Annotated in this window: 29 protein-coding genes and 1 tRNA gene; 10 read left to right on the forward strand and 20 right to left on the reverse strand. The window is 60.9% G+C overall.

The window, feature by feature from the left end:
• Positions 1-12: 12 nt before the first annotated feature.
• The 5 genes from V7714_RS03165 to tpiA form a co-directional block, all read right to left on the reverse strand.
• On the reverse strand, positions 13-507 hold the full coding sequence (locus V7714_RS03165; protein WP_284194698.1) for a NuoB/complex I 20 kDa subunit family protein: 495 nt from the start codon (positions 505-507) through the stop codon (positions 13-15).
• Positions 498-866 carry an NADH-quinone oxidoreductase subunit A gene (locus tag V7714_RS03170; RefSeq protein ID WP_284194699.1) on the reverse strand — a complete coding sequence of 123 codons (369 nt, stop codon included), beginning with the start codon at positions 864-866 and terminating at the stop codon, positions 498-500. Before V7714_RS03170 ends, V7714_RS03165 begins: the two co-directional genes overlap by 10 nt.
• Before the next feature lie 106 nt (positions 867-972).
• Positions 973-1,057 (reverse strand) — tRNA-Leu (locus tag V7714_RS03175).
• 39 nt (positions 1,058-1,096) lie between these two features.
• Positions 1,097-1,465, reverse strand: a complete 369-nt coding sequence (secG, locus tag V7714_RS03180; RefSeq protein ID WP_335388045.1) for a preprotein translocase subunit SecG — start codon at positions 1,463-1,465, stop codon at positions 1,097-1,099.
• 6 nt (positions 1,466-1,471) lie between these two features.
• On the reverse strand, positions 1,472-2,197 hold the full coding sequence (gene tpiA, locus V7714_RS03185) for a triose-phosphate isomerase (RefSeq protein ID WP_335388048.1): 726 nt from the start codon (positions 2,195-2,197) through the stop codon (positions 1,472-1,474).
• A gap of 233 nt (positions 2,198-2,430) precedes the next feature.
• Here tpiA and pstS point away from each other — a divergent pair, with 233 nt between their 5' ends.
• The 4 genes from pstS (at position 2,431) to pstB (ending at position 6,245) form a co-directional block, all read left to right on the forward strand.
• Positions 2,431-3,468: a phosphate ABC transporter substrate-binding protein PstS gene (gene pstS, locus V7714_RS03190; RefSeq protein ID WP_335388051.1), complete on the forward strand. Its 1,038-nt coding sequence runs from the start codon at positions 2,431-2,433 to the stop codon at positions 3,466-3,468.
• A gap of 106 nt (positions 3,469-3,574) precedes the next feature.
• Positions 3,575-4,573 (forward strand): phosphate ABC transporter permease subunit PstC, encoded by a 999-nt coding sequence (gene pstC / locus V7714_RS03195; RefSeq protein WP_335388055.1) that lies wholly within the window; start codon positions 3,575-3,577, stop codon positions 4,571-4,573.
• A gap of 17 nt (positions 4,574-4,590) precedes the next feature.
• Complete coding sequence (pstA, locus tag V7714_RS03200; protein ID WP_284194704.1) at positions 4,591-5,436, forward strand: phosphate ABC transporter permease PstA; 846 nt, start codon at positions 4,591-4,593, stop codon at positions 5,434-5,436.
• A 38-nt stretch (positions 5,437-5,474) separates the two neighbouring features.
• Positions 5,475-6,245 (forward strand): phosphate ABC transporter ATP-binding protein PstB, encoded by a 771-nt coding sequence (pstB, locus tag V7714_RS03205; protein WP_284194705.1) that lies wholly within the window; start codon positions 5,475-5,477, stop codon positions 6,243-6,245.
• A gap of 94 nt (positions 6,246-6,339) precedes the next feature.
• On the opposite strand, the gene glmM is transcribed toward pstB, so the two are convergent.
• The 4 genes from glmM to rlmE form a co-directional block, all read right to left on the reverse strand.
• Complete coding sequence (glmM, locus tag V7714_RS03210; RefSeq protein WP_335388058.1) at positions 6,340-7,689, reverse strand: phosphoglucosamine mutase; 1,350 nt, start codon at positions 7,687-7,689, stop codon at positions 6,340-6,342.
• 43 nt (positions 7,690-7,732) lie between these two features.
• Positions 7,733-8,581, reverse strand: a complete 849-nt coding sequence (folP, locus tag V7714_RS03215; RefSeq protein ID WP_335388060.1) for a dihydropteroate synthase — start codon at positions 8,579-8,581, stop codon at positions 7,733-7,735.
• 49 nt (positions 8,582-8,630) lie between these two features.
• Positions 8,631-10,538 (reverse strand): ATP-dependent zinc metalloprotease FtsH, encoded by a 1,908-nt coding sequence (gene ftsH / locus V7714_RS03220; protein ID WP_335388063.1) that lies wholly within the window; start codon positions 10,536-10,538, stop codon positions 8,631-8,633.
• 90 nt (positions 10,539-10,628) lie between these two features.
• Positions 10,629-11,249, reverse strand: a complete 621-nt coding sequence (rlmE, locus tag V7714_RS03225; protein ID WP_284194708.1) for a 23S rRNA (uridine(2552)-2'-O)-methyltransferase RlmE — start codon at positions 11,247-11,249, stop codon at positions 10,629-10,631.
• A 117-nt stretch (positions 11,250-11,366) separates the two neighbouring features.
• Here rlmE and V7714_RS03230 point away from each other — a divergent pair, with 117 nt between their 5' ends.
• The gene (locus V7714_RS03230) at positions 11,367-11,804 is read left to right on the forward strand and encodes a YhbY family RNA-binding protein (RefSeq protein WP_335388066.1); all 438 of its coding nucleotides are present in this window, start codon (positions 11,367-11,369) and stop codon (positions 11,802-11,804) included.
• An 84-nt stretch (positions 11,805-11,888) separates the two neighbouring features.
• On the opposite strand, the gene V7714_RS03235 is transcribed toward V7714_RS03230, so the two are convergent.
• From V7714_RS03235 to V7714_RS03260, 6 genes are all read right to left on the reverse strand, one after another.
• Positions 11,889-12,902 carry a TonB family protein gene (locus V7714_RS03235; RefSeq protein ID WP_335388068.1) on the reverse strand — a complete coding sequence of 338 codons (1,014 nt, stop codon included), beginning with the start codon at positions 12,900-12,902 and terminating at the stop codon, positions 11,889-11,891.
• A gap of 132 nt (positions 12,903-13,034) precedes the next feature.
• Entirely contained in the window at positions 13,035-13,481 is a 447-nt protein-coding gene (locus tag V7714_RS03240) for a DUF4149 domain-containing protein (RefSeq protein ID WP_284194711.1), read from the reverse strand.
• Between the two features lie 31 nt (positions 13,482-13,512).
• The gene (greA, locus tag V7714_RS03245; RefSeq protein ID WP_284194712.1) at positions 13,513-13,989 is read right to left on the reverse strand and encodes a transcription elongation factor GreA; all 477 of its coding nucleotides are present in this window, start codon (positions 13,987-13,989) and stop codon (positions 13,513-13,515) included.
• A 125-nt stretch (positions 13,990-14,114) separates the two neighbouring features.
• Complete coding sequence (carB, locus tag V7714_RS03250; RefSeq protein ID WP_335388070.1) at positions 14,115-17,327, reverse strand: carbamoyl-phosphate synthase large subunit; 3,213 nt, start codon at positions 17,325-17,327, stop codon at positions 14,115-14,117.
• 9 nt (positions 17,328-17,336) lie between these two features.
• The gene (carA, locus tag V7714_RS03255) at positions 17,337-18,473 is read right to left on the reverse strand and encodes a glutamine-hydrolyzing carbamoyl-phosphate synthase small subunit (RefSeq protein WP_335388072.1); all 1,137 of its coding nucleotides are present in this window, start codon (positions 18,471-18,473) and stop codon (positions 17,337-17,339) included.
• Positions 18,474-18,781: 308 nt separating this feature from the next.
• Complete coding sequence (locus V7714_RS03260; RefSeq protein ID WP_290332158.1) at positions 18,782-19,264, reverse strand: glutathione peroxidase; 483 nt, start codon at positions 19,262-19,264, stop codon at positions 18,782-18,784.
• A 79-nt stretch (positions 19,265-19,343) separates the two neighbouring features.
• Between V7714_RS03260 and V7714_RS03265 the strand changes: the two genes are divergently transcribed.
• Together V7714_RS03265 and V7714_RS03270 are read left to right on the forward strand one after the other, a co-directional pair.
• On the forward strand, positions 19,344-20,351 hold the full coding sequence (locus V7714_RS03265) for an FIST C-terminal domain-containing protein (protein ID WP_335388074.1): 1,008 nt from the start codon (positions 19,344-19,346) through the stop codon (positions 20,349-20,351).
• A gap of 49 nt (positions 20,352-20,400) precedes the next feature.
• Positions 20,401-20,850 (forward strand): DUF1841 family protein, encoded by a 450-nt coding sequence (locus V7714_RS03270; RefSeq protein ID WP_290332160.1) that lies wholly within the window; start codon positions 20,401-20,403, stop codon positions 20,848-20,850.
• On the opposite strand, the gene V7714_RS03275 is transcribed toward V7714_RS03270, so the two are convergent.
• From V7714_RS03275 to V7714_RS03285, 3 genes are all read right to left on the reverse strand, one after another.
• The gene (locus tag V7714_RS03275; protein ID WP_335388077.1) at positions 20,847-21,719 is read right to left on the reverse strand and encodes a FecR family protein; all 873 of its coding nucleotides are present in this window, start codon (positions 21,717-21,719) and stop codon (positions 20,847-20,849) included. The genes V7714_RS03270 and V7714_RS03275 overlap by 4 nt on opposite strands.
• A 7-nt stretch (positions 21,720-21,726) precedes the next feature.
• Positions 21,727-22,527, reverse strand: coding sequence for a hypothetical protein (locus V7714_RS03280; protein ID WP_335388079.1), 801 nt, complete (start codon positions 22,525-22,527; stop codon positions 21,727-21,729).
• 61 nt (positions 22,528-22,588) lie between these two features.
• Entirely contained in the window at positions 22,589-24,052 is a 1,464-nt protein-coding gene (locus V7714_RS03285; protein ID WP_335388081.1) for a M48 family metalloprotease, read from the reverse strand.
• A 147-nt stretch (positions 24,053-24,199) separates the two neighbouring features.
• On the opposite strand from V7714_RS03285, the gene V7714_RS03290 reads away from it, so the two are divergent.
• The 3 genes from V7714_RS03290 to tsaD all read left to right on the forward strand — a co-directional run bounded on the left by V7714_RS03290 (position 24,200) and on the right by tsaD (position 25,988).
• Positions 24,200-24,643 (forward strand): ribonuclease domain-containing protein, encoded by a 444-nt coding sequence (locus V7714_RS03290; RefSeq protein ID WP_335388083.1) that lies wholly within the window; start codon positions 24,200-24,202, stop codon positions 24,641-24,643.
• Positions 24,634-24,906, forward strand: coding sequence for a barstar family protein (locus V7714_RS03295; protein ID WP_284194722.1), 273 nt, complete (start codon positions 24,634-24,636; stop codon positions 24,904-24,906). The genes V7714_RS03290 and V7714_RS03295 overlap by 10 nt, the downstream gene beginning before the upstream one ends.
• 68 nt (positions 24,907-24,974) lie before the next feature.
• Positions 24,975-25,988, forward strand: a complete 1,014-nt coding sequence (tsaD, locus tag V7714_RS03300) for a tRNA (adenosine(37)-N6)-threonylcarbamoyltransferase complex transferase subunit TsaD (RefSeq protein WP_335388086.1) — start codon at positions 24,975-24,977, stop codon at positions 25,986-25,988.
• Here tsaD and V7714_RS03305 read toward each other — a convergent pair.
• Both V7714_RS03305 and V7714_RS03310 read right to left on the reverse strand, forming a co-directional pair.
• On the reverse strand, positions 25,985-26,245 hold the full coding sequence (locus V7714_RS03305; RefSeq protein ID WP_335388089.1) for a hypothetical protein: 261 nt from the start codon (positions 26,243-26,245) through the stop codon (positions 25,985-25,987). The two genes, tsaD and V7714_RS03305, sit on opposite strands and share 4 nt — an antisense overlap.
• Entirely contained in the window at positions 26,242-26,895 is a 654-nt protein-coding gene (locus tag V7714_RS03310) for a fumarylacetoacetate hydrolase family protein (RefSeq protein ID WP_335388092.1), read from the reverse strand. The genes V7714_RS03305 and V7714_RS03310 overlap by 4 nt, the downstream gene beginning before the upstream one ends.
• Positions 26,896-26,904: the final 9 nt, after the last annotated feature.

Here is a 26,904-nt window from a genome sequence, read left to right on the forward strand (position 1 = left end):
TGCGTATCTTGGTTAACGCGCGATGGTATTGGTGCGCTTGATCTTGTTCTGGAGCTGTATCAGGCCATAAAGCAAGGCCTCAGCTGTCGGCGGACAGCCCGGCACGTAGACATCGACCGGCACTATGCGATCGCAACCACGCACCACGGAATAGGAATAGTGATAATAGCCACCACCGTTGGCGCACGAGCCCATGGAGAGCACCCAGCGGGGCTCAGGCATCTGGTCGTACACCTTGCGCAAGGCAGGTGCCATCTTGTTGCAGAGGGTGCCCGCAACAATCATCAGGTCGGACTGACGCGGACTGGGCCGGAACACGATACCAAAACGGTCAAGGTCATAACGGGCCGCGCCCGCATGCATCATCTCAACCGCGCAACAGGCCAGACCAAAGGTCATGGGCCAGAGCGAGCCGGTACGCGTCCAATTGACCACCGTGTCCACCGTGGTCGTCACGAAGCCCTTTTCCATCACCCCTTGGGTGACGGGATTCTCGGCTACTCCCATTCCAGCGCACCTTTCATCCACTCATAGATGAAGCCAACCACCAGAATACCGAGGAATACCATCATCGCCAGGAAACCGGGAAAGCCGATTTCCTTGATGACAGCCGCCCAAGGCAGCAGGAAGGCCACTTCAAGATCAAACAGGATAAACAGGATGGCCACGAGGTAGTAACGCACATCAAACTGCATGCGCGCATCCTCGAACGCCTCAAAGCCGCATTCGTAGGGAGAGAGCTTTTCCGAGTCAGGACGATTGGTGCCCAGCAGCAGGCCAACCACCTTGCCCAGCGCCATAGGGGCAACACCAACCAGCAGACCCACCACCATGAATAGCAGGACCGGGAAGTAGTTCTCGAGCATGGAAGCTCCCAGGTACGGTTTACAAGTTTATTAGACGTGATGGAAGTCTAGCTTCCATTGACACCATGGCAACCACAATAGACGGTTAACCATGGATTTTTGAATTTGGTGCCGACAGTGAGACTCGAACTCACACAGCTTGCGCCACTACCCCCTCAAGATAGCGTGTCTACCAATTTCACCATGTCGGCAGCGGACCAAATTTTTTGAACAGCTTTTTTGAACAACAATCAGTTCGGGATACTACCCTGCTTGCTGTCTTGCGCTGGAGCAGCCGGCGCAGCCTGCTTGTCGGCAGCAGGCTTATCACCCACCACAGTCGACATCACACCTGCATCCGCCTTGCCCATCGGCTTGGATTCAATCAAAACCAAACCAATCAAAGAAGCGAAAAAGATTATAGCACAGTATTTGGTAGCCCTACTCAGGAAATTTGCCGAACCACTGGAGCCAAACAAACTACCCGCAGAGCCAGTACCAAAAGCCGCACCCGCATCAGCACCCTTACCCTGCTGCAGCAACACCAGCACGATAACGCCCACAGCCGCCAACAAATTGACAACCTGGATCAGGCTTTTCCACAAATGTAAGTCTTCCATACCCTCTCAACCCGCAGCGCGACATATCGCGCCGAATTCTCTTGCATCCAGCGAAGCACCACCCACCAACACACCATCCACAGCCGTCAGAGCCATGATGTCAGCAGCATTGCTTGCCTTGACACTACCACCATAAAGCACCGCATACGCGGGACCCAGGCAGCGCTTGATAAACTCATGCATGGACGAAATCTGCTCATTCGAAGCAGCCCGCCCCGTACCTATCGCCCAGACCGGCTCGTAAGCCACGCAAAACCGCTCCGGACCCGCCCCCCGCGCCATCAACGTATGCAGTTGCGCGAGTTGCGATTCTATTCTTGCCTCAGCCCCGCCCGAATCGCGCTCCGCCAGGGTCTCGCCCACGCAGAATACGCCAAACAGGCCCACCTCCAGCAGCCGCGCCAGCTTGGTAATCACCGCAGCATCCGTCTCGGCAAAATACCGACGGCGCTCCGAGTGACCCACAATCGCCAGACTGCAGCCCACATCCTTAAGCATGCGGGCAGACACCTCGCCAGTGTAGGCACCATCACCATACTCACTGACATTCTGCGCCCCCACCCGGATGGGCGATGCGGCCAACCTATCCACCGCAGCAGACAGATAAGGTGCCGGCACGCAAACCGACACGTCGGCGGAAAAGCGCTCCACAGACAACTGATCAAGGACCTCGCCCATCACAGCAGCCGAGCCATTCATCTTCCAGTTGCCGACCACCTGCTTGCGCATCATCGGTACCTATCCACACCCAGCAAAGGCCGCGCATTCTACAGGGCTGCCCGGTAGCGCGTCAAACCGGCGCGACATCGCCCACCCCGCCGCAAAAGTTGTAATGTGGCTGAAATATACGATGATTATCATCACTTCCGTTTGCAGAGCCTAGGTAGCAGTACAGGGCCTCACCCAGCCGCCGGCTTCGCGAGTTACCGCACTATCGGAACAGTCAAATCAAACGGAGAGTCACCATGTACCAGTCCCTTGGCCGCAAAATGGTCGCCATCGCCATCATGAGCCTGGGTGTTGCCCACGCTGCCGACATCACCGGTGCCGGTGCCAGCTTCCCGTATCCACTGTACTCCAAGTGGGCCGAGGTCTATAAGCAGAAGACCGGCAACGGCCTCAACTACCAGTCCATCGGTTCAGGCGGTGGTATCAAGCAGATACAGGCCAAGACCGTAGACTTTGGCGCCTCCGACGCCCCGATGAAGCCCGAAGAGCTGAGCAAGCATGGCCTGCAGCAGTTCCCCACCGTCATGGGTGGCGTAGTACCGGTTTACAACCTGCCCGGCATTGCCGCCGGCCAGGTCAAGCTGACCCCGGCCGTCTTGGCAGATATCTACCTGGGTAAGGTCAAGTCCTGGAACGACCCCGCCATCGTCGCACTGAACAAGGGCGTCACCCTGCCAGCCCTGGCCATCAACATCGTCCGCCGTGCAGATGGTTCGGGCACCACCTTTATCTTCACCAACTACCTGTCCAAGGTCAGCCCGGATTGGAAATCCAAGGTCGGTGAAGGCACGGCCGTGGCCTGGCCCGCCGGTATTGGCGGCAAGGGCAATGAAGGGGTGGCAGCCTACGTCCAGCGCCTCAAGGGCGCCATAGGCTACGTGGAGTACGCCTATGCCAAGAAGAACAAGCTGAGCCACGTTGCCCTGCAGAACAAGGATGGCGCCTACGTACACCCGAGCGAAGAGTCGTTCAAGGCTGCCGCCGCCTATGCAGACTGGAAGAACGCCCCTGGCTTCTACGAAATCCTCACCAATGAGCCCGGCAAGAATTCCTGGCCCATCGTCGGCGCCACCTTTGTGCTGATGCACAAGAAGCAGGACAAGGTTGCCAACGCCCAGGAAGTGCTGAAGTTCTTTGACTGGGCCTATAGCGCCGAAGCCGACAAGATGGCCCTGGATCTGGACTACATCCCCATGCCGGATGAAGTCGTTGCCCAGATCAAGGCCTCCTGGAAGCAGATGACCGACACAGCCGGAACCATCGTTCTGAAGTAAACTCAGCGCCCTTTCCGCATCCCTGGGTGCGGAATCGCAAGCCACGGCAGGGATTGATGACGTTCATCAATGCCTGCCGCTTTGTTCGTAACAACGCGAGATGCCCATGCCCGAAAAAGCCCGACCACCGCGCTTCCAACTGGCTGATGCCGTATTTTTCAATCTGACCCGTGGCGCAGCCTTCCTGGTTCTGGCGCTGCTGACCGGCATCATATTGTCGCTGGTGCATGGCAGCTGGGATTCCATTACCCACTTCGGCTACAAGTTCATCTTTTCCTCATCCTGGGATCCGGTTGCCGAGGACTTTGGTGCCTGGCGGCCCATCCAGGGCACCCTGATCACCTCCTTCATCGCACTGCTGATCGCCGTGCCGGTGAGCTTCGGCATTGCCCTGTTCCTGACCGAACTGGCACCCGCCTGGCTCCGTCGCCCGCTGGGCATCGCCATCGAACTGCTGGCGGGCATCCCCTCCATCATTTACGGCATCTGGGGCCTCTTCGTCGTCGCCCCCATCCTGATGGATGGCCTGCCCATCAAGCTGGGCGAGACTGTACTGTTCACCATACCACCCATACAACCCTGGCTGACCGAAGCCACGGCCGGCATTCCGCTTATCGGCAAGCTGTTTGACGGCCCACCGTTCGGCATAGGCATGTTCACGGCCGGCTTGATCCTGGCCATCATGATCATTCCCTATATTGCATCGGTAATGCGCGACGTATTCGAGATCGTCCCCGCCATGCTGAAGGAATCGGCTTATGGCCTGGGCGCCACGACCTGGGAGGTAGTGTGGAACGTGGTGTTGCCCTACACCCGTAGCGGCGTCATCGGCGGCATCATGCTGGGATTGGGACGGGCGCTAGGCGAAACCATGGCCGTCACCTTCGTCATTGGCAACTCCTACGACGCCATCGAGTCGCTATTCCACCCCGGCAACTCCATCGCCTCCATCCTGGCCAACGAGTTCGCCGAAGCCAGCGCGGCACTCCACTACGGCGCGCTGATCGAGATGGGCCTGATACTCTTCCTCATCACCTTCGTGGTGCTGTCCTGCTCCAAACTGCTGTTGCTGCGCCTGCAAAAGGGCGATGGCAGCCATAGCTGAGCACGGGGATACTAGATATGAACCAGTCACTCTACCTGCGCCGTCGCCTCATCAACGGCTTCAATCTCACCATGTCCACCCTGACCATGCTGTTCGGTCTGTTCTGGCTGTCGTGGATACTCTTTACCCTGTTCAGCAATGGCTTGTCCGCCATCAATCTGGATGTATTCCTGCACGATACTCCAGCGCCCGATAGCGAAGGCGGCGGCCTGCGCAATGCCATCTTCGGCAGCCTTATGATGGCAGCCGGCGGCACCGCCATCGGCACACCGATAGGCATCATGGCCGGCATCTACCTGGCAGAGTACGGCCAGCGTGGCTGGCTGGCCCCAACAGCCCGCTTCATCAACGACATCCTACTGTCAGCCCCATCCATTGTGATCGGTCTGTTTGTATGGATTGCCTATGTGCAGCATGTGGGCCACTTCTCCGCCTGGGCCGGCAGCTTTGCCCTGGCCCTGCTGGTGATACCTGTGGTACTGCGCACCACCGAAAACATGCTGCGGCTGGTGCCACACAGCATGCGCGAGGCCGCCTATGCCTTGGGCGCACCGCGCTGGAAGGTGGTGACTGCCGTCACCCTGCGCGCCTCCAAGGCCGGCGTGCTCACCGGCATCCTGCTGGCCGTGTCGCGCATCTCCGGCGAGACCGCGCCACTGCTGTTCACCGCGCTTAACAACCAGTTCTTCAGCGCCGACATGAACGCACCGATGGCCAACCTGCCGGTGGTGATCTTCCGCTTTGCCATGAGCCCGCACGACAACTGGATCAAGCTGGCCTGGGCTGCGGCCCTGATCGTGACCCTGGCAGTACTGGCGCTCAATATTATTGCCCGCGTGCTGCTCAAGAAAGACCAAGCCTAAGCCGGCCGACTGATGACATTGCAAGAAAGTCCAACACCATGACCGCGACCTCCTCCACGCCCAAATTGGCTGTCCGTAGCTTGAACTTCTACTACGGCAACTTCCATGCGCTGAAGAACATCCATCTCGACATCCCCGAGAAGAAAGTCACCGCCTTCATCGGCCCTTCCGGCTGCGGCAAGTCCACCCTGCTGCGCACCTTCAATCGCATGTACGATCTCTACCCCAAGCTCCGCGCCGAGGGGGAAATCCTGCTGAATGGCGAGAATGTGCTGAACAGCCAGACCGATCTGAACATGTTGCGTGCCAAGGTCGGCATGGTGTTCCAGAAGCCCACCCCCTTCCCCATGTCCATCTACGACAACATCGCCTTTGGCGTGAAGCTCTACGAAAAGCTGAGCCGCGCCGAGATGGACGACCGGGTGGAATGGGCGCTGCAAAAGGCTGCGCTGTGGAACGAGGTCAAGGACAAGCTGCGGCAATCGGGCCTGGGCCTGTCCGGCGGTCAGCAGCAGCGCCTCTGTATCGCTCGCGCCGTGGCCGTCAAGCCCGAAGTGCTTCTACTGGATGAACCTACCTCGGCGCTGGACCCCATCTCCACCGCCCATATCGAGGAGCTGGTGCACGAGCTCAAGCAGGACTACACCATCGCCATGGTGACCCACAATATGCAGCAGGCCGCTCGGGTCTCGGATATCACCGCCTATATGTACCTGGGCGAGCTGGTCGAAGTGGGTGGCACCGACCAGATATTCACCAAGCCGGCGCGTAAGGAAACAGAAGACTACATCACCGGCAAATTCGGCTAGGCCGTATGCCGCAGAGGGCGCCTTGCGCCCTCCCTGCCAAACAAAAGGCGACGGTTGCAACCGTCGCCTTTTGATTTAGCTACCGCGCACCACGCTATAAGGCAGCCTGAGCCACCACTTCAGACAAGCGCTCCGCCCAGCGCTCGGTCAGCGCCATATCATCAGCCTCTACCATCACCCGTAGCACCGGCTCAGTACCCGAAGGACGCAGCAACACCCTGCCCCGACCCGACAACTCACACTCCGCCTCGACCAGTGCAGCCTGTATGGTAAGGCTGTCGCGGAAATCAAAGCCTTTTTGTATCTTCACATTGCGCAGTATCTGCGGATAGATCGTCAGATCGGCACAGAACTCCGCCAGACTGCGGCCCGACAGCCGCACAGCAGCCAACACCTGCAGGGCAGAGACTATGCCATCCCCGGTGCTGTGCTTGTCCAGGCACAGCAGGTGGCCGGAATTCTCACCACCCAGTTGCCAGCCTTTTTCCTTCAACACTTCCAGCACATAGCGGTCACCCACCTTGGCCCGGGCAAACGGGATATCCAGCCGTGCCAGCGCATGCTCCAGCCCCAGGTTGGACATCAGCGTCCCGACGGCGCCCCCCTGCAGCAGCTGCTGCTCCTGGCGGAAGCGTGCCATCACATAGAGCAGCTGGTCGCCGTCGTAGAGGCGCCCCTCGCTGTCTGCCATCATCAGACGGTCACCATCACCATCCAGGGCAATGCCGAAATCGGCTTTCTCGGCCAGCACCCGTTGGCGCATGGCCTCCGGCTCGGTAGCCCCCACGCCCTCGTTGATATTGAGGCCGTTGGGCTGGTTGCCCATGGCAATGACATCCGCGCCCAGCTCATCGAACACATGCGGCGCAATCTGGTAGCCGGCGCCATGGGCGCAATCGACCACGATCCTGACTCCGCGCAGGTCGTAGTCATTGGGAAAGGTGCTCTTGCAGAATTCAATGTAGCGACCTGCCGCATCCACTACCCGCCACGCCTTGCCCAGTTGGTCAGCCGCCACGCAGTTGAGCGGCCTGTCCAGCTCAGCCTCGATCTCCAGCTCCACCGCATCGTCTAGCTTGAGCCCGCCTTCACCAAAGAACTTGATCCCATTGTCCTCGAAGGGGTTGTGCGAGGCCGAGATCACCACGCCGGCCGAAAGGCGCAGGGCGCGGGTCAGGTAAGCTACGCCCGGGGTAGTCAAGGGCCCCGTCAGATGTACATCCACGCCGGCAGCCGACAGGCCCGCCTGCAGCGCAGACTCCAGCATATAACCCGATATCCGGGTGTCCTTGCCTATCAGCACCGCAGCATGGATACCACCGCCCCGGCGGGCAGATAGCACCTTACCGGCCGCATAGCCCAGCCGCATGGCAAAGTCCGGGGTAATCGGGTAGTCACCCACGCGGCCACGCACGCCATCCGTGCCGAAGTATTTCCTGCTCATGCTCACTCCCTGCTTTGGTCCGCCATGTTCGTCATGGCATGGTTTATGGTTGGGCGCCAGGGTTGGGCGCCAGCGCCGCCGCTATCGTTAGCGCATCCACCGTATCGCGTACTGCGTGTACCCGCAAGACAGCTGCGCCTACCTGGGCGGCCAGCAGCGCCGCCGCAACACTGGCCGCATCGCGCTGATCGGCCGGCTTGTCGCCCAGTAGCTTGCCCAGCATGGACTTGCGCGACACCCCCACCAACAGCGGGCTACCCAGCCCCACCAATGTTGGCAGGGCCTGGAACAGCGCAATATTGTGGTCCAGCGTCTTGCCAAAGCCAAAACCGGGGTCCAGCACGATACGCTCGGGCGCCATGCCTGCTGCCAGCGCCAACGCCCTGCGCTGACGCAAGTAGTCGCTGACTTCCTGCACCACATCCTGGTATTGCGGCTCGGCCTGCATGCTTTGCGGTTCGCCCTGCTTGTGCATCAAACAGACTGCAGCGGCGCTGTCGACCACCGCTGCCAGCGCACCGGGTGCCTCCAGCGCGGCGATATCGTTGACCATATCCACCCCCAGCGCCAGCGCCGCACGCATCACCTCGGTCTTGCGGGTATCGATGGAAAGTGGCACCTGCCATTGCACCAGCTCGTGCAGTACCGGCAGCACTCGCGCAAGCTCCGCCTCCACGCCAACCTGGGGCGCCCCTGGGCGGGTGGATTCCCCCCCGATATCCAGGATATCCGCCCCCTCATCCAGCAATTGCCGGGCGTGCGCCAAGGCGGCAGGCAAGGTGTCGTAGCGTCCACCATCCGAGAAGGAGTCAGGCGTCACATTAACGATGCCCATGACCAAGGGGCGGTTCAGGGTAAGCCGGAAGCGTCCGGCGTGGAGCAGTGTGGACATGGCAGAAAGCACAACAGCGGGACATGCCCGCTGTTGTATTTGCTTGGTATTAGAGTTCTTGTGCGGGCGTCGTGGTTGGCTGGGGGGCCGAACCGCTAGGGCTGTCGCCTGCCGGCGGCTTGCTGCCCGCCGAAGGCCGGGGCGGGCGCGGTGGCTTGCCCTGCATGATGTCCTCCACCTGCTCGGCATCAACGGTTTCCCATTCCATCAGGGCTGCCGTCATGGCCTCGACCTTGTCGCGGTTTTCTTCCAGCAGGCGCTGCGCCAGCGCGTACTGCTCGTCGATGATGCGGCGGATTTCCGAATCCACCTGCTGCATGGTGGTTTCCGACAGATTCTTGTGGGTAGTCACCGAGCGGCCGAGGAACACCTCCCCCTCGTTTTCACCATAGACCATGGGGCCCAGCTTGTCCGACATGCCATAACGGGTAACCATGTCGCGGGCAATGCTGGTGGCACGCTCAAAGTCGTTGGACGCCCCGGTGGAGATACGGCCCACGAACAAATCCTCGGCGATACGGCCACCAAACAGAATAGCCAGGCGGCTCAGCATCTGGTCCTTGTACAGCGAGATAGCATCGCGCTCAGGCAACTGCCAGGTCAAGCCCAAGGCACGACCACGCGGCACAATGGTGACCTTGTGTACCGGGTCGGTACCCGGCAGCAGCTTGGCAACCACCGCATGGCCCGACTCATGGTAGGCCGTGGCACGCTTCTCGTCCTCGGTCATTACCATGGAGCGGCGCTCCGGCCCCATGAATATCTTGTCCTTGGCCTGCTCGAAGTCATTCATGTCCACCAGGCGCTTGTTGCCACGGGCAGCAAACAATGCCGCCTCGTTCACCAGGTTGGCCAGATCGGCACCCGACATGCCCGGGGTACCACGGGCCAGCACGGCAGCATCCACATCGCTGGCAATAGGCACCTTGCGCATATGTACGGCCAGTATCTGCTCACGGCCACGGATATCGGGCAGCGGCACCACCACCTGGCGATCGAAACGGCCGGGGCGCAACAGCGCCGGGTCCAGCACATCGGGTCGGTTGGTCGCGGCAATCACGATCACGCCGGAATTGCCCTCAAAGCCATCCATCTCCACCAGCATCTGGTTGAGTGTCTGCTCACGCTCGTCATTGCCACCGCCGAGACCCGCCCCACGCTGGCGACCCACCGCATCGATTTCATCGATAAAGATGATGCAGGGCGCGTTCTTCTTGGCGTTTTCAAACATGTCGCGGACACGGGCGGCACCAACACCGACAAACATTTCCACGAAATCCGAACCGGAGATGCTGAAGAACGGCACCTTGGCCTCGCCAGCAATGGCGCGAGCCAGCAGGGTCTTACCGGTACCGGGCGAGCCCACCATCAGGATGCCGCGCGGAATGCGACCTCCCAGCTTCTGGAACTTGCTGGGGTCGCGCAGGAAGTCGACGATCTCGGTGACCTCTTCCTTGGCTTCATCGCAACCGGCCACATCAGCGAAAGTGATGGGGTTGTTGGTTTCGTCCAGCATACGGGCACGGCTCTTGCCGAAGCTGAAAGCCCCACCCTTGCCGCCACCCTGCATCTGGCGCATGAAGAATATCCAGACACCGATCAGCAACAGCATGGGGAACCAGTTGATGAAGATGCTCATCAGCAGGCTGGGCTCGTCCTGCGGCTTGCCGCCGAACTTGACGTTGTGCTTGATCAGGGTGTCGACCAGGCGGAAGTCAAATGGCGCAAAGCTGGAGAAACTGGTGCCATCGTTGCGCTTGCCACGTATCCACTGGCCACGCAGCAGATCGCCCTCGATCTCGATGCTGGCAATGCGGCCTTCCTGCACCTCGCTCATGAACTGCGAGTAAGGGACCTGGGTTTTCTGTTCCTGGCCCTTGGAGAACTGGTTGAACACAGTCATCAGCACCAGACCGATGATCACCCAGATTGCGATATTCTTGCCCAGATTATTCACGGGACGCTCCTATTTACCGGCGATTTCGAAACGGCCACGCCGGCAGCGGCCATCATTACATACGGATTCTATCGGCAAGGGGCCAGCCCGTCAGGGCTTTTTTCCCCTACCCAACAGGTAGATTTCTGTAGAACGGTCGCGCGAGGCGTCCGGCTTGCGCGTTACCACCGTCTGAAAGGTAGCGCGCATGGCTTGCATGTACTCGGTGTAACCCGAGCCCTGGAAGGTCTTGACCAGAAAATGGCCGCCAGGTTTCAACCAATCGCGGCAAAATTCCAATGCCAGCTCACAAAGATAGAAACTGCGGGCCTGGTCTGTCACCGCCATACCGCTCATATTGGGGGCGATATCGCAGATCACAAGGTCTACCAGACGACCGCCCAGCAATTCGGTGAACTGCTTCAGCACCGCGTCTTCGCGAAAATCGCCCTGGATGAACTCCACCCCATGCAAGGGGTCCATGGGCAGGATATCCAGCGCAAACACGCGACCATGGTCGCCCATACGCCGGCGTGCCACCTGCGACCAACTGCCGGGTGCCGCACCCAGATCCGCCACCCACAGGCCGGGCTTGAGCAATTTGTCCTTCTCATCTATCTCCAACAGCTTGTAGGCAGCCCGCGCACGATAGCCATCCTTCTGTGCCCTTTGCACATATTGATCGTTGACGTGCTCCTGCAACCACGCCTTGCTGGTTTTGCTTCTTGTCATAAACTTTGCTGCCTATTATTGAAACATTCCGGAATCTTCTTGCCACGCTATCTAATAGTCGCTACGTTCCGAAGAGGATTCAGCTAGAATTCGTCGCTTTTTCGCGGAGTTACATGAATGGAACTGAGCAGAGACGAGCGCCTGTACCTGCGCGCTCAAGCCCACGGCCTTAATCCGGTAGTGATGATAGGCAATAATGGCCTGACCGATGCAGTCATGCGTGAAATCGCGCTCAACCTCGACGCCCATGAACTGATCAAGGTTCGCGTACAGGGTGACGATCGCGAAGCACGCGAGACCTGGTATGCCGAGATATGCTCGGTGCTGGGCTGTGCCCCCGTGCAACACATCGGCAAACTATTGGTATTGTACCGCCCTACTCAGGAAGGCAAACCAAAGATTCAGCTGCCCAAGCCCGGTCAGAAGCAACCCAGCGCCAAGGCGCTGGAAGCCACCAGCAAGAAGGCGGCTGCCAAGCCTACGGTGGCTACCGGCCGCGCCGGCAAGATGGCCAACAGCAAGGGCAAGCCTGCCACCCGGATCAAGGCCAAGTAAGTCTGTAGCACTACCGCCCACAAACAAGAAGCCGGCTTACGCCGGCTTCTTGTTTTGGCATTGGCGCAAAGCACCGGGCAACGATCAGTCCTGCTTGAATACCACGTCCGTATCCACCGTAAAGCCAGCAGCAGCCTGCTGGAACTTCCACTTGCTCAGCGCAGCCACCACGGCACGATCAAAAACCCGGCGTGGCTTGGCGTCCAGGATATCGACCTTCACCACCTTGCCCGTTTCATTGACGGTCATACGCGCCCTGACACTGCCACCGTCCACGCCATTACGTGCCGCCTCAACCGGAAACTCCGGCTGCTCGCGGTAGATAGGCTTGCGGTTCGGCGCAGGCGGCTCCGGTTTGGCCAGCATGGGCTGGGCACTTGCCACCTGCACCGACGGCGCAGGCTCAGCCTTGGGTGTAGGGTCTACGGCCAGCGGTACCGGGGCAGGCGCTACCGGAGGGACCGCAGCTGCGGTCGGCGCGGCCTGTGGGGCGGCGGCTACAGGCTGCAGCGCCACAGGCTTGGGCAGCGGTGCTGCCGCCAGCTTGGGTTCGACGGGCTTGACCGGCAATGCGGTCGGCTTGATCTCTTCTGGCGCCGGCTTGGGGCCAGGCGAAAACCAGCGCGCCGGGTTGGGCATCACGCCAAATATCTGCTGTTCGGTTTCTTCTGGTGCCAGCTGGGCAACCGGCGTGCCATCGGCGGCACGCTGCTGTGCCACCGGCTGGGGCGATTGCTGGGAAAAGGCTACCAGGCTACCGACTACCGCCACGGCACCGGCACCCGCCAGCCACCAGGGCAGTTTTTTCTTGCCGCCGCTGGCCGCAGGCGCTGCGGCAGCCGACGCCACATTGATACCGGCCCCCAGGGGTTTGAGCAGCCCCAGTTTTTCCAGGCGCTCCATATCACGGACAACCTGGGCGGTATCCACCGAGTGACCGGCAGCCATGCGCTCGGCCATTTCGGCGACAGACAGCTGACCATCGCTCCACTGCAGGAACTTGCGCTGGTTGATACTAAGACCATTGGCTGGTGCAGCAAGCTCGCTATCACCAGTAGGCGTGCGGGCGTACACCGCCAGCAGATTTGGACTGGACATTGCTTACAACTCCCCTGATAGCTCCGCGCTTGGATTTTTACGGATGCAGGGGAGTAGATTAGCGCCTACTGATGATAGCGTCAGAAAAAACTGGAAATTATGCTATATGTCGTCGCCAGAATGCGACAACCCCTACTTGACAGCGCCGCGCGTTACATAGACAAGTCCCAGCACGCTTTGTATCAGGTAGATCAGGCTGGAGATGGTTTGCCAGCTCTGGAAGCCCCCGCCGAACACGCCCTCAGCGGCGGTGTGCATTTGCGGCTTGACCTCGGAGATCACCGGAAACACCGCAAAATGATTCACCAGGGTCAGTATCAGCATGCCCAGGATCAACCAGAATTCCAGCGTCTGGAAAGCCCGCAGGCCCTCATCCCACAGTATGTGGAAGACGATATAGATACCCGCCACGATGCCGACCCAGGCCATGGCGCGGAACATCACCGCCACCATGCGATAGGCCAGGTTGTTGTCCAGCTGCTGAAACAGCAAGGGCCCCACCAGCAGGCCTATGACCCACAGCCCACCTATCCAGAACACCGTCAGGATGGAACGCAGCGCATTCGGAAACGTTTGCATCGCTACCTTTCGTGGGAGCCGGTGAGCCGGATCAGATGTACTTCACGTCCAGCACTTCATACTCGCGGATACCGCCAGGCGCCTGCACCTCGGCCACATCACCGGCCGACTTGCCGATCAGGGCGCGGGCGATGGGGCTGGAAACGGAAATCTTGCCCAGCTTGATGTCTGCCTCGTCGTCACCCACGATCTGGTAGGTCACATTGTCGCCGGATTCCAGGTCTTCCAGATCCACGGTGGTACCAAATACGATACGACCTTCGGCATCGATCTCGGCCGGGTTGATGATCACGGCATTGGACAACTTGCCTTCCAGATCAGCAATACGTCCTTCCACAAAGCCCTGCCGCTCCTTGGCCGCATCGTATTCGGCGTTTTCCGACAGATCGCCATGCGAGCGTGCTTCAGCAATGGCGGCAATCACCGAAGGGCGCTCAACGCTCTTCAGCTGCTGCAACTCGGCCCTGAGCAATTCCGCGCCCAAAACGGTAAGAGGTACCTTGATCATTTCGTGCTTCTCCGTGCCGGCCACCTTTCTGGCCGGGTGCTAAAAACAAACCCGATGGCAACGCCATCGGGACAAAAACAGAGCCGCCGCGCCCAGGCGCGGCGGCCGGCTAACAATATGACAGATCAGGCCGTCTTGAGACGCTCGTGCAGACCCTGCACCGAATAGACAGTCCATTCCCGCATGTGCTTGATGCCATAGGCCGCAGCACGGCCACCTGCCACCGTGGTGTAGATAGGCACGCGGCCCTTGAGTGCCTCAAAGCGTATGGAATAGGAATCCTGAATCGAGGCACGTCGCTCGTCAACCGTATTCACGATCAGGGCAATTTCGCCGTTCTTGATCATGTCCACGATATGGGGGCGACCTTCCTTGACCTTGTTCACTTCCTGCACCGGAATACCAGCAGCATGCAACACGGCAGCGGTACCACGGGTCGCCACCAGCTCCAGCCCGGCGTCCACCAGCATACGGCCCATCTCAGCCAGCTGCGGCTTGTCGGCATCGCGTACCGACAGGAACACCCGGCCCGAGGTCGGCAGCTTTTCACCGGCACCCAGCTGTGATTTCACATAGGCTTCCGCGAACGTATCGCCCACACCCATGACCTCGCCGGTCGACTTCATTTCCGGCCCGAGTATGCTATCCACACCGGGGAACTTGATGAAGGGGAAGACGGCTTCCTTGACCGAATAATACGGCGGGATCACCTCGCCGTGCACGCCCTGTGCTTCCAGCGTCTGCCCCACCATGCAACGAGCAGCGATCTTGGCCAGCGGCCGGCTGGTAGCCTTGGACACATAAGGCACGGTACGCGATGCCCGTGGGTTCACTTCCAGCACAAAAACCGTCTCGCCCTGGATGGCAAACTGCACGTTCATCAGGCCGATCACATTCAGGGCGCGCGCCATGGCAACAGTCTGGCGACGCAGCTCGTCCTGCATCTCCTGGCTGAGCGAATAGGGTGGCAGCGAACAGGCCGAGTCGCCCGAGTGCACACCAGCCTGCTCGATATGCTCCATGATGCCGCCTATCACCACAGCCTGGCCGTCGCTGATGGCATCCACATCCACTTCGATGGCATCGTTGAGGAAGCGATCCAGCAGCACCGGGCTGTCATTGGAGACCTTTACCGCCTCACGCATATAGCGCGTCAGGTCATCCTCGCTATGGACGATCTGCATGGCACGGCCACCCAGCACATAGGAGGGGCGTACCACCAGCGGGTAGCCGATTTCAGCGGCCAGCACCAGCGCATCCTTCTCGTTGCGGGCTGTTGCATTGGGCGGCTGCTTCAGGCCCAGGTCGTGCAGCAGCTTCTGAAAGCGCTCACGGTCCTCGGCGGCATCTATCATGTCCGGGCTGGTGCCGACGATGGGCACGCCATTGGCTTCCAGCGCCCGCGCCAACTTCAGCGGCGTCTGGCCACCATACTGCACGATCACGCCAGCCGGCTTTTCCACATGTACGATTTCCAGCACGTCTTCCAGCGTCAGCGGCTCGAAGTACAGGCGGTCCGAGGTATCGTAATCCGTAGACACGGTTTCCGGGTTGCAGTTGACCATGATGGTCTCGTAGCCATCATCGCGCAGCGCCAGGGCGGCATGCACGCAGCAGTAATCGAACTCGATACCCTGGCCGATGCGGTTGGGCCCACCACCCAGTACCATGATCTTCTTGGCATTGGTCGGCTGTGCCTCGCACTCTTCCTCATAGGTCGAGTACATATAGGCCGTATTGGTGGCAAATTCCGCCGCGCAGGTATCCACCCGCTTGTAGACAGGGCGCACACCAAAGCTATGGCGGCGCGCACGCACAGCAGCCGCTTCGGCACCCAGCAGGATGGCCAGGCGGCGGTCGGAGAAGCCCTTGCGCTTGAGGCGGCGCAGTTCGGCGCCATCCAGGCTGTCCAGGCTGCATTGGGCCAAGGCCTTCTCGTCCAGGATCAGGTCTTCGATCTGCGCCAGGAACCAGGGGTCGATCTTGGTATGGCTGAACACCTCATCCAGGCTCATGCCCAGACGGAAAGCGTCCGCCACATAGAGAATACGCTCAGGCCCCGGCGCGCCCAGCTCAGCCGCCAGCTTGTCCACATCGGTGGTGCGCTCGTCAAAGCCAGCCAAGCCGGTCTCCAGGCCACGCAAGGCCTTCTGCATGGATTCCTGCAGCGAACGGCCTATGGCCATTACCTCACCCACCGACTTCATCTGGGTGGTCAGGCGATCATTGGCCTGAGGGAACTTCTCGAAAGCGAAACGCGGGATCTTGGTGACCACGTAGTCGATGGAAGGCTCGAACGAAGCCGGGGTCAGGCCACCGGTAATGTCGTTCTTGAGCTCATCCAGGGTAAAGCCCACGGCCAGCTTGGCCGCCACCTTGGCAATGGGGAAACCGGTTGCCTTGGACGCCAGCGCAGACGAACGCGATACGCGCGGATTCATCTCGATGACGATCAGCCGGCCATCCTTGGGATTGACCGAGAACTGCACATTGGAGCCACCGGTATCGACACCGATTTCACGCAGTACCGCCAAGGAGGCGTTACGCATGATCTGGTATTCCTTGTCGGTCAGCGTCTGCGCCGGTGCCACGGTGATGGAGTCACCGGTATGCACACCCATGGGATCGAAGTTCTCGATGGAGCAGACAATGATGCAGTTGTCGTTGCGGTCGCGCACGACTTCCATCTCATACTCTTTCCAGCCCAGCAGCGACTCTTCGATCAGCAGCTCATGGGTAGGGGAAAGATCGAGGCCCCGGGTACAGATCTCGATGAACTCTTCGATATTGTAGGCGATGCCGCCGCCCGTACCACCCATGGTAAAGCTGGGACGGATAATGGCCGGGAAGCCCAGCTTGGATTGCACTGCCAAGGCCTCGTCCAGCGTATGGGCAATACCGGAACGGGCCGAGCCCAGGCCGATCTTGTCCATGGCCAGCTTGAATTTCTGACGGTCTTCCGCCTTGTCGATGGCCTCGGGCGTAGCTCCAATCAACTCGACCTTGTACTTGTCCAGCACGCCATTGCGCCACAGATCCAGCGCACAGTTCAGCGCCGTCTGGCCACCCATGGTGGGCAGGATGGCATCCGGACGTTCCTTTTCGACGATCTTGGCGACCACCTCCCAGGTAATGGGTTCGATGTAGGTCACATCGGCCATCTCCGGGTCGGTCATGATGGTGGCCGGGTTGGAGTTGACCAGGATGACCTTGTAGCCTTCTTCGCGCAGGGCCTTGCAGGCCTGAGCACCGGAATAGTCGAATTCACAAGCCTGACCGATGACGATGGGGCCGGCACCGATGATCAGGATGGATTTGATGTCTGTACGCTTGGGCATGGCGTGTCCTTATTGCTTGTGTTGCGCCATGGCGGCGGTAAAGCGATCGAACAGGTAGGCGACGTCGTGCGGACCTGGGCTGGCTTCGGGGTGACCCTGGAAGCTGAAGGCCGGGCGATCGGTCAGGGCGATACCCTGTACCGTGCCGTCAAACAGCGAGCGATGGGTAATGCGCACATTGGCCGGCAGGGTGCTCTCATCGGCCTGGAAGCCATGATTCTGGCTGGTAATCAGCACGCGACGGTCATCCAGATCCTGCACCGGATGGTTGGCACCGTGGTGGCCAAACTTCATCTTGCTGGTCTTGCCACCGGCGGCCAGCGCCAGCAACTGGTGACCCAGGCAGATGCCAAACACCGGCAGTTTCTTGTCGAGGAAGGTACGGATGGCCGCAATCGCGTAGTCGCAAGGCTCCGGATCGCCAGGGCCATTGCTGAGGAACACGCCATCGGGATTGAGCTTGAGCACATCCTCGGCCGAGGTCTGGGCCGGCACCACGGTCAGCCTGCAGCCACGCTCGGCCAGCATGCGCAGGATATTGTGCTTGACGCCGAAATCGTAGGCCACCACATGAAAGCGCGCATTGACCTGGGCGGCGTAGCCCATGCCCAACTGCCACTCACGGGTATCCCAGCGATAGGCCTCGGTACAGCTCACCACCCGCGCCAGATCCTGCCCGGCCATGGAACCAAAGCCACGGGCCAGTTCGATGGCACGGTCCGCATCCACCTCGCCCGCCATGATACAGCCCGACTGCGCGCCCTTTTCCCGCAGGATGCGGGTCAGCTTGCGGGTGTCGATATCGGCAATCGCCACCGTGTTGTTGCGACGCAGGTAAGCGTCCAGTGTCTCTTCCATGCGGAAGTTGGAGGCACGCAGGGGCAGATCGCGCACGATCAGGCCGGCGGCAAATACCCCATTCGATTCCGCATCCTCGCGATTCACGCCCACATTCCCAATATGCGGATAGGTCAGCGTGACGATCTGCTTGCAATAAGACGGATCGGTAAGGATTTCCTGGTAACCGGTCAGCGCGGTGTTGAACACCACTTCACCAACCGTATGGCCATCGGCACCGATGGACGTGCCGTGGAAGAGCGTGCCATCGGCAAGGGCGAGCAAGGCTTTGGAACGTTGTTGGGACACCGGCGACTCCTGAATTGCGGTTGTCAGGACGCATTACGCGCTCTAGACGTAAGAAAACGGGATAGGCGTGCCTATCCCGTTCCCTCTGATAATTCCGTGATTTTCAGGGCGAATTCTAGCCGAAATGCCCCCGCCCGGCAATCCGCAAGCGGGCCTCGCAAGCAGTTTGCAAGATTGCGGATAACCCGTGTCCAAGCCCTTCAACAAAATCTGTTGTAGCGGCTACCACCTGGCCCCCATGCGCAGTCAGCACCTGGGCATGGTAAGCCGGCTCACCTCTGCCGCGAAGGTTTTGCCGGCGGCCCACTTTAGAGCAATGCCTCTATCTTGCTGACCAACTCCTCGGGCTTGGTCGATGGCGCAAACCGATCTATCACCTTGCCCTCGCGATCCACCAGAAACTTGGTGAAGTTCCACTTGATAGCCTCGGTGCCCAACAAGCCCTTGGCCGAGGTCTTGAGGTATTTGTACAGCGGGTGGGTGTCGTCACCATTGACATCTATCTTCTCGAACATGGGAAAGCCCACCCCGAAGTTTTTCTGGCAAAACGCCCCTATCTGCTCGGCATCACCAGGCTCCTGCCCACCAAACTGGTTGCAGGGGAAACCCAGCACCTCAAACCCCCTGTCCTTGAACTGCTCGTACACAGACTGCAGCCCCGTGAACTGAGGGGTAAAACCACATTCGCTGGCGGTATTGACGATCAGCAGCACCTTGCCCTTGTAGGCGTCCAGGTTCTCAGGCGTACCGTCCAGTCGTTTGGCGGCAAAATCATAGATGGGAGCAGACATGAACCAAGGCCTCCGGAAGAAATGATGAATACATCATAGCGCGCCAGCGAAGCCAGCGGCGATGAAGGATAATGGCAGCATGTCCACCCGCTACGCTTCTGGCCTCGCCCATGCTTCCCGCCCTTCCCCCAGGCTCGCTGCCGACGCAGTAGAGCAGGCGCTGTCCAAATTGGGGGAGCAAAGAGCCGCCGCCGTGCTGCTTTTCCTCTCTGCCGATTTTGCCCACGACCCACGCCCTGCCCTGGTGGCAGCCGCCCGCGCTGCCCAGACACTGGCCGTGGCAGGCTGCACCGCACTGGGGGTAATGAACGAAGATGACTGGCTGGTAGACACACCAGCCGCCGCCGCCCTGCTGATACAGCAGTTGCCACCGGCCCAGGCCGACACACCGAGACTGACCCTGGCCGCCCCCAACACCCTGGACCTGGCCTGGCTGGAAACCGGTTGGGCGCGCTATGGCGGTATTGCTGGCGATGCCACTGGCGTCGGCCCCTACAAGGTCTGGCGCCAGAGCCAGATTGCAGCAGATGGCAAGGCTGAACTGGCCTTGCCGGCCAGCGATGTACTGGTTTCCCGAGGCCTGTCACCGGTCAGCCCAGCCTTCACGGTCACAGGCATTGCCGGCTTCGAGCTACAAAGCCTGGATGGCCGCATGGCTGCCGCCACGCTCAGACGCAGCATGGTCAGCCTGCCGGAACTGCATGAACTGGCCCTGGCCACCCTGGATGAAGACAGCCAACCCAGCCAATGCTGGCCGCTGGTGTCGCTCAACCCCGATGGCAGCGTCACCGTGGCTGCCCGGCTGTTCCCCGGCGAGCGGGTAGTATGGATGCGCCGCACCGCCGCCACCGCCCTGGCCGAAGTCCAAACCATGGCCAGCCAGCCTGCACCAGCAGCCGGCCTGCTGTTCTCCTGCGCCGGCCGTGGCCCGGCACTGCACGATGGTCAGGATAGGGAATGGCAGACCCTGGTACGCGCCTGGCCAGGCACGCCCCTGGCCGGCTTCTACGGCAACGGCCAGATTGCCCGGCTGGATGGTGCCAATCGCCTTTTGCATCAAAGCCTTGTGCTGGCAAAGCTGGACTGACGACCGCGGGCAGCGGAAAATACCCCCTGCTTCCCTTACGGCCACACCGATGTTCAATCCCACCCGCGACCAAGCCCGCCGATTCCTGTTCGACACCTGGGCCAAGCAGAAACAGTCCGCTCCCCTCACCGACCTGGAGAAAATCGCCCTGGCCGTACTGGTACGCCATCCCGAGTATCATGCCATCGTCGACGCCCCCGAGCGCTACGCCGACCTGGATTACCTGCCCGAGTTTGGCGAGACCAATCCCTTCCTGCATATGAATATGCACCTCGCCATTGAGGAGCAATTGTCGATCAACCAGCCCCATGGCGTGCGCGAGCTCTACCAAGCACTCTGTCAGCAGACAGGTGATGAGCATCGTGCCCAGCATGAAATGATGGATTGCCTGGCGGAGATGATATGGCAGGCCCAGCGCAGCGGCACGGGGCCGGATGGCGGGCTTTATCTGGCCTGCATGCGCGGCAAGGCCGGCATGCCCGACCCCATGGCAGGCTAGCCGCCTACCCGTTTGCGCGGCAAAGTCGGGGGGCGTTCGAGCTTCTGCAGCCGCTGCTTCACCGCTTTCTGCACCTGCTCCCTATCCGGCTTCTGACCAGGCGGCAATGCCTCCATGCGCTCGCGCACCGCTTGCCTGCCCTGCTCGATCAGTTGCTCGCGCTGCTCAGGCGACAATGGCCGGGCACGGAAGCCGCCCTCACCCCTGTCGTGCAGCCGCTCCAGTACCTGGTCCAGCCCCTGCTCCCGGCCAAACTGCTGCAAGCGCTCGAACAGCCGTGGGCGCTGCGCCAACAGGCGCGGCAAGGCACCGTCCCCCACCGGTAGGTAGCCGCTCTCGCCGGGCCGCACAGCCAATTCCTGGCCTGCAACCTGCATGACGCTCTCGCCATCGTGCACCCATTCATACACTCCAGCCGGCGTATCGGCGTCAGCCAAATGATCCTGCAGCACGGTCTCGTGATCGGTACCGCGTATGCCTATGGTCATGGTTGGGGTGGCAAGACGATAGGACGGTCGATTACTTTGGCCTATCAAACCGGTAACCGATCGCAACGCCCCACGAACCAGCCGCAACCACGCCCGCGACTCACTGGCCTGCTCAGCCTGGTAGCGGTATTCATCAATACGCAACTGGGTATTGGGTCGCAAGGTCAGGCTGGCGCCATCGCTCATGGCCAGCACCATCCAGCCACCATGGCCGGTGATCAAGGTGTCTCCGGCCTCGACCACACCGTTGAGCATGGCCGGCTTGCTGGTGCCCGCATCGTCCTGCCGGCCGTACTGCCCACCGGCGGCTTCTATGCGGCCCACCACGGCAGCCTGCGCCGTCGCCAGGCAAAACAGCAAGGCCCACCAGAACAATCGCATGGCCATGTCAGCGGAAGCTGTAGTTGTAGCTGAAGTTGAAATCCTGCTGCGGGTCAGCGTCAGAGAAGCCGCGCAGATAGCTGAAGGTAAAGTAGCCACCCTCACCCAAAGGCAGGCCGGTAGACAAGGTCAGCGTGCGCGACGCCTCGCCGCCTGGTGTGGCACTTTGCGACCAGGCATAGTCCAGCCCCAGATCCAGCCCATCGCCAAGGCCATAGCCCAGGTAGAGATCACTACTCCAGGTATTGCGCGTGGCATAGCCGCTTTGCTTGCCTATCCAGTTATAGCCCGAGGTCCAACTGAGGCTGTAAGGCCCCATGCTGCGGCTGTAGCTGCCACCCAGCGACCAGTCTGTCTTGCCGGTAGAGAAGCCCTTGGCCTGGCTACCGGTGGGCAGCTTGACCACGGCGCGCAGATCCAGGCTACCGCCCTCCTCCAGCTCGCCCAGCATAAAGCTACGGCCCAGGCCCAGATTAAGGTCACCCCAACCGCTGACGCGGGCAGCACTGCCATCCGGCCTCGGGCCAGTCACCGGTACCCAGATGGTGCGGCCGGCCAAACGCAAGGGACGATAACCCTTGATGGCAGGGCTGGTGGTGGTGGCAGCGCTGCGCTGATCCCGCCAGTTGCCGCTGGCGTCCAGTCTCCAGTCGCCACTGCGATAGCCGAGCGACAAGGGCATGCCGGTCTCCAGTACGCGCGGATTGTCGTACTCACTGAAACTCAGGCCGCTGCTCAGCGTGAATTCGCCGGCCCAAGCCGACGAAGCGAGACAGACCGCCACACACCCTACGAAATGGCGCAGCATGGAACGCACCTTTTTATATTGACCCTTGTTTCTCATTCTAGGCAGCAAATCCGGCGCAATGTCAGGAGGGATTTCGCGTAGCAGGATCTTCCTTGAATTTCCTGCCATCCAGCCGGCTGCGCAGCTCCTTGATACGGGCCTCAATAGCCGACATCTGATAGAAATCGCCGCCGCTGCGGCGGGCAATATTCAGTTGCTCTATGGCCGTACTGGGTTCGTCCAGAAGCGCGTAATACTCAGCCATGGCGCGGTGCGACGGGCCTTGCATACCTTGCAGGGCATAGGCCTGGGCGAGGCGTTTATGCAGCCCTGGGTCTCCCCCTCGCTCGGCCAGCGCCCCCTCCAGCAGGGCAATGGCCTGCTTGCCCTCATTCTGTCTCATCTTTACATCAATCTCGCCATAGACCAGCGCCTGGGCACCAGGAAAGCGCTCCCGCCCGGCTGCCAGCAAGGCAGCGGCATCCGCCAGCCGGCCCTGCTGCAAACGTATGCTGCCAGCCAATGATTCAAACATGGCATGGCCGCCAGGCAAGGCCTGCTGCGCCTGCTGCAGGCGCGCCCAGGCGGCATCGGCCCGTCCGGCCAGCAGCAGGGCATGGGCATAGCCGTATTGCTGCGCCGCCTCGCTGGTGTACTTCTTCTGCCCCGTGGTGCCCTGGTAGTAGTCCAGCGCAGCACGCGGCCCCAGCTGCAAGCCCCGCGCCTTTTCCCGCACCAGCAGGTAATCCACGCTGTCCGGCCACTGCCGGTAAGCCTGCTCGGCCGCGCGCGACTGGCTGTCACTGATGCGCTCGCCGGTAACCGGGTGGGTACGCAAAAAGGCAAAAGCCCCGTTATCCACATTGCGGTAGTGCTTCTGCATGCGGTCGAAGAAATTGGGCATGGCGTGCATGTCAAAGCCTGCCCCTTTGAGGGTGGTCATGCCTACCCGGTCGGCCTCACGCTCCAGATCGCGGGAGAAATCCAGATAGCGCTGCGCCTGGTAGCCCTCGCTGGCCGCAATGGCCGCCATGGGCGCATCGCCGCCACGGCTTTGCGACGCCGCCAGGATGGCCAAGGCCAGGGTGCCCAGCGTCATCAGGCCGGCACCCTTTTGCGACTCCACCATACGGGCATAGTGATGCTGGGTCACATGGGCAATTTCATGCGCCATGACTGCCGCCAGCTCAGACTCGTGCTGCGACAGCACCATCAGGCCGGTATTGATGCCGATGACGCCCCCCGGTACGGCCCAGGCATTGATGGTGTTTTCAGCGATGGGAAAGAAGCGGAAATTGACCCGATTCTCATTGCTGGCCGCCACCAGCCGGTAGCCCAGGCGCTCCAGGTACTCCGTCACCTCCACGTCGTCCAGCACCATGCCGGAACGGCGCAACTCGCGCACCGTCATGTCGGCAATATAGCGCTCCTCATGCGGCGGCAGGTTGGCCAGCGCCGAATCGCCCAGGTCGGGCAGTTCATTGGCACGGGCCACACCGGCCAGGCCCAGCAGCACGGCAATTGTCAAAGCAGAATATCGTTTCATGGGGGCTATGATAGGCATGCAGGCAAGCTGGTTCCACTCCACCCTGCCCGGTGGCGCTTTTTTACAATTGGATACAGGCTTACCCGGCTTTGACCGCAGCCGCCGGCAAACCGATAATTCGGACTTTGCCCAGCACAAGACATTACAATGCGCGCCCTGGCTGCCCTCTTGATCTGCCTGAACACCCTGGCAGCGCCCTTGCCCGACTGCCGCCAGGTGGCGCAGTCGCTCAACGCCAAGCTGCAAGGCCAGCTCAACACCACCGAACTGGCGCAAAGCCTTAGCCAGCTCAACCAGACCGGCCAGTTGCCGGCCCAGTTCGTCACCAAGAAGCAAGCCCGCCAAGCCGGCTGGCAGCCTGGTCGCCCCTTGTGGCGTAGCCCGGAGCTGCAAGGCAAGAGTCTGGGTGGCGATCATTTCGGCAACCGCGAAAAGCGCCTGCCTCGCGGCAACTGGCGTGAGGCCGACCTGGACTACCGTGGCGGCAAACGCAATGCCAAGCGACTGGTATTCGAACCCAGCCGGGATGGCCGCCGCTATGTCACCATCGATCACTACGAGCAATTTACCGAGATATCCCCATGCCGCTGACCCGTATCGAATTCGTCAATGTTTCCCAGGTAGAGGATTTCTACGAGCAGTTGGAAGGCCAGCTGGAACTCGATTACGAGATGGGCCACAACCTGGATGGCCTGTATGACGTACTGTCCAATGATGTGGAAGGCACGGTCGAGATCGTCTGGCACGATGCCGGCTTCTCGCGCGTGGCCCTGGGTGACTGGTTCCTGCGCATCATGGACGTGCTCAACATTGTCTCCACCGAGCGGAGCGATCTGACAGTCACCCTGGACTGAGCGACAATCCGGGGTTGGGCCGATAGCGCCATGGCCCCGGCAACTTACGATACTCCAAGGTAATGCCCATGCTGGTACTCGGCCTCGAATCCTCCTGCGATGAAACCGGTGTAGCCCTGTACGACACCGAGCGCGGCCTGCTGGCCCATCACATCCATACCCAGATGGCCATGCATGCCGAGTACGGTGGCGTGGTGCCGGAGCTCGCCTCGCGCGACCATATCCGGCGCGTGCTGCCACTGACCGAGGCCTGCCTGCACGATGCCGGCAAGGTGCGTGCGGATATCGATGCCATCGCCTTTACCGAGGGCCCCGGCCTTGCCGGCGCCCTACTGACGGCAGCGGCCGTGGCCAATGGCCTGGGCGTGGCGCTGGGCAAGCCCGTCATCGGCGTACACCACCTTGAGGGCCACCTGCTTTCACCCTTGCTGGCGCAACCGGCCCCCAGTTTTCCGTTTGTGGCCTTGCTGGTATCGGGCGGCCATACCCAGCTGATGGCGGTGCATGGCGTGGGCCATTACCAGTTGTTGGGCGAGACGCTGGACGATGCAGCAGGCGAAGCCTTCGACAAGACTGCCAAGCTATTGGGCCTGGGCTACCCTGGTGGCCCCGCACTGTCCAGGCTGGCCGACCAGGGCGACCCCAGCCGCTTTACCCTGCCCCGCCCCATGCTGCATTCGGGCGATCTGGATTTCAGCTTTGCCGGCCTCAAGACAGCAGTATTGACCCTGGTAAAGAAACAGGGCGAGATCGACGATGCCACACGTGCCGATATCTGCGCCGCCTTCCAGGCAGCCGTGGTGGAGCTGATGACCAGCAAATGCTGGGCCGCACTCAAGCAGACGGGCCTCAAGCAGTTGGTGGTTGCAGGCGGGGTTGGCGCCAATCGCCAGCTCAGGGCCGGGTTGGATGCCATGGCCGCAAAGCGCAAGCTCAAGGTCTATTACCCGCCGCTGGATTTATGCACCGATAACGGCGCCATGATTGCCTATGCTGGCGCCCAACGGCTGCTGCATGCGCGTGAGGCCGGGCCGTTTGCTGTGCGTCCGCGCTGGGATCTGGCCAGCCTGCCGGCAGCCTAGTGCCAGCGCCGCATCTGCCCGCGTACCCACCACCACAGCATGGGCATCTGGCAGATACCGAAAAGCAGGAACCCCGTCTCCAGGCCATCCTGCCCACCCCGGCCAAACCAGCCCAGGTAGTAGCACCAGAACAGCAGTATGCCCAGCACGGCGAGCATCTTGAACGCCTGTGGCACAGGTGTGGGCGGGTGTATGCGCACCCGTACCTCCTCCTCAGCCCAGCGGGCCTTGACCTGGATGCGCATGCGCCGTTTCATGCGACCTCGAAACGCGCCTTCAACACATCGCCCAAGGCCAGTTCCAGCACATCACCGGCCTGGATGGCAGCCACCCCTGCCGGCGTGCCGGTATAGATCAGATCGCCCGGCTGCAAGGTAAAGCGGCTGGAGAGGTAGGCAATAATGGCGGGCAGATCATGGATCATCAGGCTGCAATCCCCCACCTGCCGAATCTGGCCGTTCACCTGCAGGCTGAAGCGGGCTGCTTCAGGCGCGGGCAACTGTGCCGGCGCAATAAAGCGCGACAGGCAGGCCGATCCATCAAACCCCTTGGCCACCGCCCAGGGCAGGCCCTTGTTCTTGGCCTGGGTCTGCAGATCCCGCGCGGTCAAATCCAGCCCCAGCGCATAGCCGGCCACATGGCTCATGGCCGCATCGCGGGCGATATGCTTGCCCCCCTGCCCTATCGCCAGTACCAGCTCAGCCTCGTGATGCACATCGTTCGAGTAGTCCGGCAAGGTAATAGTCGAACCCTCATGCAGCAAAGCCGAGGTCGGCTTGAGAAACACCACTGGCTCAGGCTCCAGCGTGTTGCCCAGTTCAGCTGCATGGGCCGCATAGTTACGACCTATGCAGTAGATATTGGCGACAGCCAGCTGGCTGCCGTCAGTAAAGCGGATGGTAGGCATGCCATGCAC

Source organism: Chitinimonas sp. JJ19, assembly GCF_036961565.1.
Lineage (GTDB): Bacteria > Pseudomonadota > Gammaproteobacteria > Burkholderiales > Chitinimonadaceae > Chitinimonas.